Raw genomic sequence first — 12,670 nt, 5'->3', positions numbered from 1 at the left:
TCGTCAAGGGAATAGTCAAGGGAGCAGGGAAACGTGGTCGGAAACATCGATTTTGCGATCTGGCTCGGCGTGATCGGGCTCTTCTTCGCCTTCGCACTGTTCATGTACGTGAAGGCGCAGCCCGTCGGAAACGAGAAGATGGCCGAGCTGGCGGAGGCGATCCACTCGGGCGCGATGGCGTTCCTGAGGCGCGAGTACACTGTGCTGCTGCCGTTCATCGTCGTCGTCGGAGCCCTCCTGTTCTGGCTCGTCGGCCCGCACACGGCGGTCGCCTACGCACTGGGCGCGGCCTGCTCGGTCCTGGCAGGCTTCTTCGGCATGCAAGCGGCGACGTCGGCCAACGTCCGCACCTCCGAGGCGGCGCGCGCGGAAGGTCAGGCCAAGGCGCTTCGCGTGGCCTTCTCGGGCGGGGCCGTGATGGGCATCGCGGTGGCGGCGCTCGGCCTGCTCGGAATCGGCGCCGTGATCATGATCTACGATCCGCAGGCGACCGGCTTCCGCTCCTTCGGCGAGATCATCTCGGGTTTCGCGATGGGCGCCTCCTCGATCGCCCTCTTCGCGCGCGTGGGCGGCGGCATCTACACGAAGGCCGCCGACGTCGGCGCGGACCTGGTGGGCAAGGTCGAGGCCGGCATCCCGGAGGACGATCCCCGCAACCCCGCGACGATCGCCGACAACGTGGGCGACAACGTGGGCGACGTGGCGGGGATGGGGGCGGACATCTTCGAGTCGTACGTCGGCTCGGTCATCGCCACGATCGTCATCGGCGTGACGAGCGCGATGATCCTCGACGGAGCCCGCCTCGCGGCCGTCGCGCTGCCGGTCCTCTACATCATGGCCGGCTTCCTGGCGAGCGCGGTCGGCGTTCTCGCCATCCGCGTCCTCGAGCGCATGAGCCCGGCTTCGGCCCTCCGCTGGGCGCCGATCATCGGGGCCGTGATCTTCTGGGTCGCGGCGTACGCGATCACGGTGAACCTGCAGCTGTTCGATGCCGAGGCGCAGGGCAAGTGGGTCTTCATCCACCCGAACGCCGGTCCCTTCTGGGCCATGCTGTTCGGTTCGCTGGTCGGCATCGCCATCGGCCTCGTGACGGAGTACTACACGGCGGAGAAACCGATCCGGCGCATTGCTGCGGCCTCCGAGACGGGCTCCGCGACGAACATCATCACGGGACTCGCGGTGGGCATGGAGTCGACCCTGATCCCGATGCTCCTGATCTCGGCCGCCATCTTCCTCGCCTTCAACTTCGCCGGTCTGTACGGGATCGGGATCGCCGCGGTGGGGATGCTGGCCACGGTCGGCGTGACGATGTCCGTGGACGCGTACGGTCCGGTGGCCGACAACGCCGGCGGCATCTCGGAGATGGCGGAACTGGGGCCCGAGGTCCGCTCGGTCACCGACTCGCTCGACTCGCTCGGCAACACGACGGCGGCGATCGGGAAGGGCTTCGCGGTCGGCTCCGCCGCGCTCACGGCGCTGGCCCTGTTCTCCGCTTACGCGAACGCGGTGGGTCTGCGCGAGACGGGCATCAACCTCATCAATCCGCTGGTCGTCATGGGGCTCTTCATCGGCGGCGTGACCCCGTTCTTCATCGCCGCGCTCACGATGACGGCGGTGGGCCGGGCGGCGGCCGGCATGGTGGCGGAGGTGCGTCGCCAGTTCCGGGAGATCCCCGGCATCATGGAGGGGACGGCGAAGCCGGACTCGGCGCGCTGCGTCGACATCTCCACGCGTGCCGCCCTGCGCGAGATGATCGTGCCCGGTCTCGTGGCCATCATCGTCCCCATCATGGTCGGCCGCTTCCTGGGCGTGGAGGCGCTGGGCGGCGCGCTGGCCGGCGCGACCGTGACCGGCGTGCTGCTCGCGCTCTTCATGGCGAACTCCGGGGGCGCGTGGGACAACGCCAAGAAGTACATCGAGACGGGAGCCCACGGGGGCAAGGGATCCGACCCGCACAAGGCGGCCGTGGTCGGCGACACGGTGGGCGATCCCTTCAAGGACACGTCCGGACCGTCCATGAACATCGTCGTGAAGCTGATGAGCGTCGTCTCGCTGGTCCTCGCGCCCTGGTTCGTCGATGTGCATGGGATGGCCGCGGCGGCGCCGGAAGCCGTGGAGGCCGTCCTCGCCGCCGCCGGCGGTGTGCTGCGGGCCCTGGGGCTCTTCTAGCAGGACTGCCGGCCCCGGGTCCGCGGCCCCGCCTTGACAGCGGGGCCGGATGACCTAGCTTTGCGCCGCCTTCACATAGGGGTTCGCCGCCTTCTGGCGGGCCGCCAAATGCAGACTCCTGCTCCGACCGAGGGTCGGGGCCGACGAGACCGGGGGAGTTCTCCATGCGCGATTATGAAATCGTGTACATCTTCCATTCGAGCCTGACCTCCGAAGAGATCGAGGCCAAGCTCGAGCGCTACCACGCCATCATCACGGCCGACGGTCCGGGTGAAGTCACCGCGACGGTCCACTGGGGCAAGCGCCAGCTCGCCTACCCGATCCGGAAGCAGCGGACCGGCCACTACGTCGTCGCCCAGTTCACTTCGGCACCCGATCCGCTCGTGGAGCTGGAGCGCGTGCTGAAGCTCGAAGATGACGTCCTCCGGTACCTGATCGTGATCGCGGAACATCCGCTGCCGGTCCCCGAGGAGAAGCCGGCGGTCCCCGATGCAGAAACAGCCGGCGCGGAAGGAGCGGCACCGGAGGCCCAGGAAGCAGCCGAGGGAGATGCCGAGGAACCGGCCAGCGAAGCGTCCGAAACCGAGGAGGCCGACGACGCTGAAGGGGTCGACGAGGCTGAAGGGGCCGACGAGGCGGACGAGGCTGAGGAAGCGGACGAGGCTGAGGAGGCGACCGACGCCGAGGAAGCGGACGAGGGCGAGGAAGCGGACGCCGCCGAGGAAGCAGACGAGGGCGACGAAGCCGAGGCGGACGACACGGACGCGGATACAGAGCCGGATGCTGCGGGCGCGGACGCCGGGGAGCCGGACGAGTCCGCCGACGCGAAGGAGGAGTAAATGGCCTTTCGAAAGGCGTGCCGGTTCTGCGAGGCCCGGATGCCCAGCGTGGACTACAAGGATGAACGCACGCTGGATCGCTATATTTCGGACCGTGGCAAGATCCTGCCGCGGCGAGCCACGGGGACATGTGCTCGACACCAGCGGGGGGTGGCGGCTGCGATCAAGCGGGCGCGGTATCTCGCATTGCTGCCGTACATCCGCGGCTACTACGACTAGCGTCGCTCCGGCGTGGGGCCGCTGAGGGAGCGCTGGAGCGGTCTCTGGCCGGCCGCGGGTCTCCTCCTGCTGGTCATGCTGCTTTCGCCTCTGAGTTCGTCGCCGCTGGGGCTCATGGCCATCGTCGGCGTTCCCGCGGCTGTGGCGATCCTGACGTTCGAGACGCCCCGGTCCGGTTCGGCGGCCCTGGCGCTCCTGCTCCTGGCCGGAGCGGCCCTGGGGCTTCGGGAGGCGGGGCCGCTCTGGTACATCGAACGGGGTTGGGCGCTGCTCCTGGCCGGTGGGTTCGCCCTCGGCACTGCGCTGGCGCCGGAGCGGAGGGTGCTGGACCGGTCGCTGGCGTCGGTCGCGATCGCGGGAGCCACGGTTGCGGCCCTCGGGGTGCTGCGGCCCGAACTTGTCGCGGACCTGGACTGGCGGATCTCCGGGCAGTTCAGCCAGGCGCTGGCGGCGTACGATCTGGAGACGTGGGGCGGCCGCTCGGTGGAAGCGGCGGTGGGTCGCGCGGTGAGCCTGTGGGAAGCCGTCTATCCCGCCATGCTCGCGCTTGCTTCGATCTCGGCGCTCGGAGTCGTCGGCTATGTGCTGGGACGGGTCCGGGGAGAACCGCGACCGCTCCCGCCGCTGCGGGAGTTCCGGTTCGGCGACCACCTGGTCTGGGTGCTCGTGCTGGGGCTCGGGCTTCTGGTCCTCCCCGCGGGTGCGTGGGCGGAGCGCGCGGGCGGTAACATTGTTACGGTGATGGGCGGCCTCTATCTGCTCAGAGGTCTTGCGGTGCTCGTGTGGCTCGGGGCTTCCGTGCTAAGCTCGGGCTGGGTGATCGGCGCCTGGGTGCTCGCGGCGCTGGTGCTCTACCCCGTGACGGTGGGTGCGTCCCTCGTCATGGGAATCAGCGATACGTGGCTGGACCTGCGATCGCGCGCGGGGGTGAAAGCGGACGGAGCGTGAACCCCGGGGCGGAGGAGGGCGCGTCAGGTGGCGTGACCGGTTCAGCCGGTGGACACAAGTGGAGGGATCGATGGTGCAAGTGATTCTGAGAAGGGACGTCGCGGATCTCGGCCGCGCGGGCGAGCTGGTCAACGTGCGGCCGGGGTACGCGCGAAACTATCTGGTGCCGCAGGGGATCGCTCTCGTGGCGACGGAGGGGAATCGCCGCCGGTTCGAGGAAGAGCGACGTCAGGTCGAACAGTCCGCCGAGCGCGACCGCGAAGCCGCCCGGCAGCTGGCGAGCGAACTGGAAGGGAGAGCTGTGAGCTTCGTCCGCAGGGCGAGCGAGGGCGGGCGCCTGTTCGGTTCAGTAACGGCCGCGGATATTGCGGATGAACTGGAGAAGGCAGGTGTCTCCGTGGACCGTCGCACGATCCGGCTGGACGATCCGATAAAGGATCTCGGCGAGCACGACGTCCCGGTGAGAGTCCATGTGGATGTCGAGCCCGAACTGAAGGTGTCGGTGGTCGCCGAGGATTAACGGACCGCGACCGATGATGCCGATGACGCCGAGCCCGATCCCACTCGAGGAAGTGTGGCGCCGCCTCTCTGAACGGGGAGACCCCTCTCCGGAGCTTCGCAGCGTGGCGGAGGCGGCGCTCGAGAGGAACGCGCGGCTCCCGACGATCCTCGATCTGCGCGGCTTGTCGGATGTCACCGACTTCTTCGTCATCGCGACAGGCGACTCCGACACGCACGCGCGTGCGATCAGCGAGAACATCCTCGATCGAACCCGCGAGGACGGTTTTCGTCCCGTCGGGGTGGAGGGACTGAACGCTGGGCGTTGGGTGCTGATGGATTACGGCGGCCTCATCGTGCACGTCTTCCTCGGCGAAGTGAGGGAGTTTTACCAGCTTGAGCGCCTGTGGGGGGACGCCCCCATCTTCGAACTGGAGTGAACGGGGCTCGGAGCCGTTCCGCGACCCGGGGCCCGTCGCTAGCTTGGGGTGCAACCTCTGAGGGTGGGCCGGAGGACGTGGCAGACGTGACGAGTTCAATCGGTTGTTCCTCCTTTCGCTTCGCCGTGCGCGCGGCGAATATGCCGGCTGCGCTCCTCCTCCTGCTGGGCGTCGCGAGTGCCTCGGGCGCCTGCGGCAGTCCCCCGGATGATCAACCCGACCCCCTTCAAGGTCCGACCCTCGTCTCCGGCTCGGCCCTCGCGCGGTACGGGCTTCTCGTCATTCCGCGTCGTGGCGGAGTCGCGCAGTTCCGGTCGATCGAGAATCCGTCGACCGTGCGCTGGACCGGACGCCTCTCACTTGGAGACGTCACCGCGGCCCATTCGCTCGGATCGGCGGTCGTGTTGCAGCGGGGGCGGCGGCTCCGCCTCTATGCGACCTCGCCCGTGGAGGCCGAGACGCCGCTGCCCGACGCGCCGGCCGATGCCCGCTGGATTGCCTCGCCCGCCGGGGGCGCTTTCGTGTCCGGGAACCGCATCCTCGCCATTACCCCCACCCGCACCGCCGAGGTCACGGCTGACGGCGCCGTGCACTGGGCGGCGCCCGCGGCCGGAGATCGGGTCGTCGCTCTCGTCGAAGGAGCGGAGGGCCCCGAGCTCGCCGTGTGGGAGGCTGGGGAAGCGAGGCCCGCGACGACGCGTGGCGTCGCCACGAGAGGTCCCGTCACCCTCGCGGGCTGGGGTCGAACCATCGTGACGGCGTCCGAAAACGGCCGCGGTCTCACGGAGTGGTCCATACCCGATCTCGAACCGGCCGAAGGGGCGGAGATCGACGGCGTTCCCCGGGCTCTGGCCCTGTCGCCGTCCCAGCACCGCGTGTTCGCGGCGTCGGCCGACCGGCCGCGGTTTGTCGTCATCGATCGCTACGACTGGCACGAACTCGGCTCCTCGCGGCTGGAGACTCCCCTCGAGGCCTTGCGGCCCGGGATGACGGGCGACCGGCTCGTTGCCTTCGACGGCTCGAACGTGTGGTCCGCGAGGGCGGGGGAAACCGGTCTGGACGCCGTCCCCGGAGAGTGGCGTCCGGACCTGCCGATCGCACTGCCCGGCGGAGCGGTTCTGGTGTCCACAGGGAGCGGCCTCGGCCTGCTGCGCAAGAACGGGCAAATCGCCCCCGTGGAGGGACCCGCCGACGCCTGGTGGCTCCCCTTCCGGTGGGGACGCCGCCTGCCCGTCGCGTCCGCCGCCGTCGTGCCGGAAGACACGCTGGAAGATGCCGAAGAGGCGCTCGAAGCGCTCGCCGACAGCTCGCCTCCCGGCCGCATCGGACTCTTGACGGTGGGGAGGCCGGACCGAGGGGGAAGTCGGAGGCCGAATGCCGAAAGTCCCGCACCGGGGGACGACGAATCCGGGGAGTCCGCACCGCGTCCGGAAACAGCGGACGAGCCGGCGGCGGCCCCGATGCCCGAGCTTCCGGGCGGGTTCTATGCCGTCGTGCTTTCCTCCCGGCAGTTGGCCGCGCTCGGACAGATGCGCCAACTCCTCGACCGCTCCGGCTATTCGACGCACGTGTTGCGTCGGCTGGATGAGGCCGACGACACCTGGTTTCGGCTGCTCGTGGGTCCCTACCCGACGCGACCCGACGCGGAAGGGGTGACGCGCGAGTTGCGGCGGGAGAGAGGGATCGATGCGTGGATTCACGAAGAGGAAAATCCCCTGCCGGCGAGGCCAGCCCCATGAACGCACATGCCGCGGCCCCGTTCGGGTGGGAACTGCCCGAGAGAGCGTGTATCGTGGCGGTCGTCTTCGAGAGCTCGGAGGCCGAAAGAAGCGCGACGGTCGTTGATGCGATCGCCACGTCCATCGCCCGCCGCCGCCGACAGACGCTCCTCCTGAACTCGGAACCCGGGCCGTCGCCCCTCGATGAACTGGCCGGCGGGCCCGCGACGGCAGATTCGGGCGGCATGGCGAGCTTCCTCGCGGGCCGGACCGGACTTGCCCAGGTCGCCGTACAGCGCGCGGACTGCCCATACGCGTATCTGCCCGCGGGACAGGTCCCCGAAGGCGTGGCAGGATTGCTCGATTCGGCCGCCTTCGAACGCTTCGTCTCCCAGGTAAAGGAGCGAGGCGGGACGCTCTTCCTTGCCGTGTCCGAGCGCTCGCGTCCCGCGCCCGGTCTCCTCCGCCTCCTCGACGGGTACATCGCCCTGGGAGCAGCGTCCGTCGAGGATCTCGGAGGCCTGGAATGCTACGGTCGCGTTCCCTTCGAGAGCCTGGTACCCGATGCGGAGGCTCCGGAGGACGCACCCGAGCCCGAACCGGCCCCCGTCGCGACGCCGCCCGAGCCTCCTGCGGCTCCGGAACCTGCGCCACCGATACCCGAGCAGGCCGGGGGGCGACGCTCGCGCGCGCGCCCGTTCGCCGCGGTGCTGGTTATCGCGGCGTTGGCGGCCGGGAACTGGTGGGCGTACAGGAACGGTTGGCTCGACAGCGCGATCTCCCGTGTCGGGTCGATGATCGCGGCCCGGGACGAGGTCCCGGCAAGTCCCGTGGAGGCGACGCCCGCCACCGAGCCGCAGGACACACCGGTCGAGGCGCCGGACACGCCGGCCGAGCTTCCGGAGGTTGTCGAGCAGGCCCCTGTCGCGCAGGTGCCGGAGGAGGCCGCCGTCCTGGACGCGTTCGAGTCGGCCTCCGAGCGACCCTACTCCGTGCTCGTCGGGAGTTTCGGGGACCCGGTCGACGCGGCGGCACGCGTGGAGGAAATCCGCGCGCTCCACGCGGGCGCACCGTACTTCACCGCCCCTACGACGATCCGGGGCGTCTTGTATCAGCGGATCCTTGCCGGGGCGCTCGCGAGCGAGGCGGAAGCGTCCGTCCTCATGGACGAACTCGTGGCGGCCGGAGCGGCGGAGGAGGCAAGTGCCTGGCTCCTCCGTCCCGTGCGATTCGCCTACGATCTGGGCGTGTTCGCGGATCGCCCGGCGATGGAAGCGCGCATCGCCGAACTCGGATCGCGCGGCCTCCCCGCCTACAGCCTGGAGGCGGCGCTCGACGGAATGCCGGTGTTCCGCGTGTACGGGGGCGCGTACGAGAGCGAACAGGCCGCGGCCCCCATGGCCGAAATGCTGGAAGCGGCCGGCGAACCCGCAGCGCTGATCGTGAGGCGCGGCGGCGCCATTCCCCCAAGCCGCTGAGGGCGCTTGAAGATCAAGGCCCTGACCCTGCGCGGATTCAAGTCGTTCGCCGACCGGACGCGGATCGAATTGCACGACGGCATCACCGCCGTCGTCGGCCCGAACGGCTGCGGAAAATCGAACATCTCCGACGCGCTGCGCTGGGTTCTGGGTGAGCAGCGCCCCACGGCGATCCGCGGGTCCCGCATGGAAGAGGCGATCTTCGGAGGGACGGAGGCGCGGCAACCCATCCACAGAGCCGAGGTCCTGCTCGAGGTCTCCAACGAGGACGGCGTGCTGCCCGTGCCCTATACCGACGTTGCGATCGGGCGCACCGTCTACCGCGGGGGCGAGAGCGAATACACGCTCAACGGATCGGCCTGCCGACTCAAGGACATCCTGGATCTGTGCCGCGACACCGGGCTGGGCTCCAACGCCTACGCGATGATCGAAGCCCGCATGGTGGACGCGATCCTCTCGGACCGCGCCGAAGAGCGCCGCTCACTGTTCGAGGAAGCGGCCGGGATCGGGCGCTACAAGGACCGTCGCCGGATCGCGACGCGCCGGCTCGAACAGGCCGACAACGACCTGCAGCGGCTCGAGGACGTTCTGGTCGAGGTCGGGTCCAAGGTCCGCTCGCTCGCGCAGCAGCGCGGACGGGCGGAGCGCCATGCGAAGCTTCGAGCCCGCCTCCTGCAACTCGAGATCGCGGTCGCGGACGCCCGGCTCCAGGAGACGACCCGGCGCCTGGCCGAGGCTCGAGCGGAAATGGAGCGGCTCGAACCGGACACGGAGCCGGACCATGTGGACCTGCGTACGGCAGAAACGCGGGCGGAGGCGCTCCGCCTCGAGTACACCGACATGGAGCGCGAACGGGCCGGTCTGGCCCGGCGCCAGGAGGAGGCCCGGCGCGCCGTAGAGGAGCAGGAGCGCACACGGCTCCTTGCCCGGGAGAGAATCTCGGGCGCGCGCGACCGACTCGGGACCCTCGAGGAGGAAGTGCGCCGCAACGAACGCCGTCGCACCGACCTCCGGGAGCGAGTGGCGGATGCGCGGGCGGCTCTGGAGGAGGGCCGCTCGCTGGCCGCCGCGGGCGCGGAGGCCGCGGCTCGACTCGGGCTGCGGGCGCAGGCTCTGGCCGAGACGGGCCGGGCGGCGGCCCGCGAGCGCGATGCCGCTCGCGAAGCCCTCGAAAAGGCCCGCCGCGAGGCGGATCGCTGGAGGCTCGAACTCAGCGTGAAGGAGGTGCGAGCCCGCGACCGGAGCGAGGAACTCGAGCGCCGACGCCCGGCTCTCGACGCGCTGGCCGCTCAGGAGCGGCAACTCCGGATTGAGGTGGAGAGCGCGTCGGAACTCGAGACACGGGCGGGCCAGAATCTCGAAGCGGAGCGAGAGCGGCTACAGGCGGCCCGCGATAGCGCCGCCTCCGCGGAGGAGGCACTGCGTCGTGCCCGCGAGGAAGTCGCCGACCTCGAGGGCCGCCTCGCCGCGGCACGCGCACGCGCCTCGAGTCTCGGGTCTCTGGTGGGGTCGAGTGCCCTGCTCCCGGAGGCCGTGGCCGAACTGCTGAAGGACCGGACCGCGATCTCCGGACTCCACGGCGCCCTGTCGGAGTTCATGGAGGCTCCCGCCCCGTGGGCATCCGCGGTCGAGTCTCATCTCGGCCCGTATCTGCACGGCGTCGTCGTGCAAGACTGGTCCGTGGTGCGGGCAGTCGAGGCGTGGCTGAAACGCCGCGGCGGAGAAGAGGGCATCCTGCTGCTCCCGCTCGATCCGGGCCCGCTGGCGGGGGCCGCGGAGGCGGACTCCCCTCTCACGCAACACGTCGACGCGACGGGAGCCGGGGCAGTCTGGATAAAGGCCCTGCTCGCGGGCGTCGGAGTCCCCTCCGGCGGCGAATTGACGCCGCGCCCGCACGCCTGGGTGCATCCCGAGGGTCTGCGCCAGGATCAGTGGGGCGGGGTTCATGTGGGACGTGCCACCGGGGAGGGACTCCTGAGCCGCCGCGCCGAACTCCGCACCCTGCGTGAGGAAGCGAAGGTGCTCGAAGCGGAGACCGTGCGATCGCGGGAGGAAGTGGAGGAGCTGGGGGCCGCGGCCGCGGAGGCGCTCGCACGGGTCGACACGCTGCAGCGTTCGGTGACCGATGCCGAGTCGGCGCGCCGCGAAGCCGAAGCCGACCGGACGTCCGCGGAGGCGCGGCTCGTCCGGCTGGATGAAGAGCGTCGCGAGCTCGCCGGCCGCATCGAGCAACTGGAAGCGTTCAGCGCAGATGAGGTGTCGCTCTCGGCGGACGAGGACGCCCGCGCCGGGGACCTCGATGAGAGCGTCTCGCGGTTGTCGTCCACCTGGGAGGAAATGCGGGACAGGGCCGACATCGCCCGTGAGGCCGCCGACACGGGGCAAGCCGACCTTCATGGTGCGGAGCTGGCACAGGCGCGGCAGGAAGCCGAGGTCGAGAATCGACGCGGAGTGGAAAGCCGCCTCGCCGAGGCCGCGAGCGATGCGGATGAGCGGTCGGAGACGTTGGCGCGGGAAGTGAACCGGCTCCATGCCCTGATCGCGGACAGCCAGAGGCAGTCGGAGGATGTGGAGGCCTCGATCGGCGCCGCGCTCGAAACCAGAGCGCGGTACGAGGCGGATCTGTCGGCGCTCGAACGGCGAATCTCGGAGCGTCGCGGACGGCTGGACAGGCTGGAGTCGGAGTTGAGCGAGGCACGCAGGCTCGAGCGGGAACGCGTGGACGCCAGGCATCGGCTCGAACTGGAGACCACGCAGCTGGAGGCACGGGAGTCCGCGATTCGGAGCCGCGTGGAGGCGGAGTGGGATGCGCCGCTCGCCGAACTTCGCGGACGCGTCGACCCCATCGACGATGCCGCAATGGAAGAATGGGAACCGGAACTCGAGCGCGTGCGGCGTTCGATCGCCCGCATCGGCCCCGTCAATCTCCTCGCGCAACAGGAGTACGAGGAGGAACAGCAGCGTCTCGACTTCCTGACCGAACAGCGCGACGACCTCACCCGCGCGCGCGACGACCTCCGCACGTCGATCCGGAAAATCAATCGCCAGGCAACCGCCGCGCTCCTGGAGACGTTCGAACAGGTGAGGGCCAACTTTCACCGCACCTTCGACTCTCTCTTCGAGGGCGGACAGTGCGACCTCTGGTTCGAGAATCCGGACGACGCACTGGACTCTCCGATCGAGATCTCGGCCAGTCCCCGCGGCAAGAAGACGCAGCGAATCCACCTGCTTTCCGGCGGTGAACGGGCGCTGACGGCGCTCGCCCTGCTGTTCGCGATCTACCTCGCGAAGCCGAGCCCGTTCTGTCTGCTGGACGAGGTGGACGCGCCGCTGGACGAAACGAACATCCTGCGGTTCGTCCGCATGCTGAAGGAATTCAAGCAGGAGACGCAGTTCGTCGTCATCACGCACAATCCGCGGACGATCGAGAACGCCGACTGGATCTACGGCGTGACGATGCAGGAGGCGGGCGTCTCCTCGATCGTCGGCGTGGAGTTCAACACGCAAGTGGCGTGAACGAGTCGGAACCCGCGGGACACGCGCCGGAAGCTGCGACGGCTGAACTGGTCGTCGTCGGGTGTGGCACCGTCGTCCCCGAAGCGGACCGGGCTGCCTCGTCATACTGGGTCGCGTCGCCGGGCGCGGGTGAGGCCGGGGGAACGCGCGTTCTCTTCGACTGCGGCCCCGGAGCCGTGCAGGCCCTCGCCCGACTCGGCTTGCCCTGGGGGGCGATCACCGATCTCGCCATCTCCCACTTCCACGCGGATCACGTCGGAGCGCTCCCGGGCCTGTTCTTCGCGCTGAGACACGGTCTCGCCCAACCCCGAAGCCGACCGCTCACGGTCTGGGGCCCCGGGGGCACCCGCAGGTTCTTCGAACGTCTTGCGAGCACGTACGGAGACTTTGTCCTGAATCCCGGTTTCCCCGTTCTCATCGAGGAACTCGCGCCCGATGAAGGCCGCGACCTGAGCGGAGGTCCGCGGCTCGAAGCCCGCAAGACGCCGCACACCGAGGAGAGCGTGGCGTGGCGGCTTGAAGGCGGGGCATTCAGCTTCGGCTACACGGGCGACACCGGGCCCTCGAGGGAACTGGGCCCGTTCATGTCCGGGGTGAGCGCCCTCGTGTGCGAGTGCTCGCTGCCGGACTCGCAGGCGACGGACAACCACCTGTCACCTGCAAGCGTCGCCGGGATCGCGTCCGCCGCGTCCCCCCGTCTTCTCGTTCTCACGCACATCTACCCGCACTTCCGAACGGGCCACGATGTCGCCCGTCTCGTGGCCGAGGCCGGATACGCGGGCGATGCGTGCCTCGCGAGAGAGGGATTTCGCGTCACGTTGACGAACAGGTGACGCGAGCGGAGT

The 12,670-nt window shown here is 69.7% G+C and carries 10 protein-coding genes; all 10 read left to right on the top strand.

The annotated features are described in order from the left end of the window. The first annotated feature begins 33 nt into the window (after positions 1-33). The 10 genes from ACOOGH_RS09545 (at position 34) to ACOOGH_RS09500 (ending at position 12,658) form a co-directional block, all read left to right on the top strand. A complete protein-coding gene (locus tag ACOOGH_RS09545; RefSeq protein WP_420448690.1) occupies positions 34-2,169 on the top strand; it encodes a sodium-translocating pyrophosphatase in 2,136 nt (711 codons plus the stop codon). Positions 2,170-2,333: 164 nt separating this feature from the next. Beyond that, a complete protein-coding gene (gene rpsF, locus ACOOGH_RS09540) occupies positions 2,334-3,008 on the top strand; it encodes a 30S ribosomal protein S6 (RefSeq protein WP_420448689.1) in 675 nt (224 codons plus the stop codon). Then, a complete protein-coding gene (gene rpsR / locus ACOOGH_RS09535) occupies positions 3,009-3,227 on the top strand; it encodes a 30S ribosomal protein S18 (RefSeq protein ID WP_420448688.1) in 219 nt (72 codons plus the stop codon). 12 nt (positions 3,228-3,239) lie between these two features. Then, the gene (locus ACOOGH_RS09530; RefSeq protein ID WP_420448687.1) at positions 3,240-4,175 is read left to right on the top strand and encodes a DUF2232 domain-containing protein; all 936 of its coding nucleotides are present in this window, start codon (positions 3,240-3,242) and stop codon (positions 4,173-4,175) included. Between the two features lie 70 nt (positions 4,176-4,245). Then, positions 4,246-4,695 (top strand): 50S ribosomal protein L9, encoded by a 450-nt coding sequence (gene rplI, locus ACOOGH_RS09525; RefSeq protein WP_420448686.1) that lies wholly within the window; start codon positions 4,246-4,248, stop codon positions 4,693-4,695. A gap of 22 nt (positions 4,696-4,717) precedes the next feature. Then, positions 4,718-5,113 (top strand): ribosome silencing factor, encoded by a 396-nt coding sequence (rsfS, locus tag ACOOGH_RS09520; protein ID WP_420448685.1) that lies wholly within the window; start codon positions 4,718-4,720, stop codon positions 5,111-5,113. 86 nt (positions 5,114-5,199) lie between these two features. Beyond that, complete coding sequence (locus tag ACOOGH_RS09515; protein WP_420448684.1) at positions 5,200-6,852, top strand: SPOR domain-containing protein; 1,653 nt, start codon at positions 5,200-5,202, stop codon at positions 6,850-6,852. Beyond that, positions 6,849-8,309: an SPOR domain-containing protein gene (locus ACOOGH_RS09510; protein WP_420448683.1), complete on the top strand. Its 1,461-nt coding sequence runs from the start codon at positions 6,849-6,851 to the stop codon at positions 8,307-8,309. Before ACOOGH_RS09515 ends, ACOOGH_RS09510 begins: the two co-directional genes overlap by 4 nt. Positions 8,310-8,315: 6 nt before the next feature. Then, positions 8,316-11,825: a chromosome segregation protein SMC gene (gene smc / locus ACOOGH_RS09505; protein WP_420448682.1), complete on the top strand. Its 3,510-nt coding sequence runs from the start codon at positions 8,316-8,318 to the stop codon at positions 11,823-11,825. Continuing rightward, positions 11,822-12,658, top strand: a complete 837-nt coding sequence (locus ACOOGH_RS09500) for an MBL fold metallo-hydrolase (protein WP_420448681.1) — start codon at positions 11,822-11,824, stop codon at positions 12,656-12,658. The genes smc and ACOOGH_RS09500 overlap by 4 nt, the downstream gene beginning before the upstream one ends. The last annotated feature ends 12 nt before the right edge of the window (positions 12,659-12,670 follow it).

Origin of the sequence: Candidatus Palauibacter sp. (genome assembly GCF_965213655.1) — a bacterium.
Classification (GTDB): domain Bacteria; phylum Gemmatimonadota; class Gemmatimonadetes; order Palauibacterales; family Palauibacteraceae; genus Palauibacter.
The sequence above is the reverse complement of the archived record's forward strand: the minus strand, read 5'-3'. Positions and strand labels throughout refer to the sequence as shown.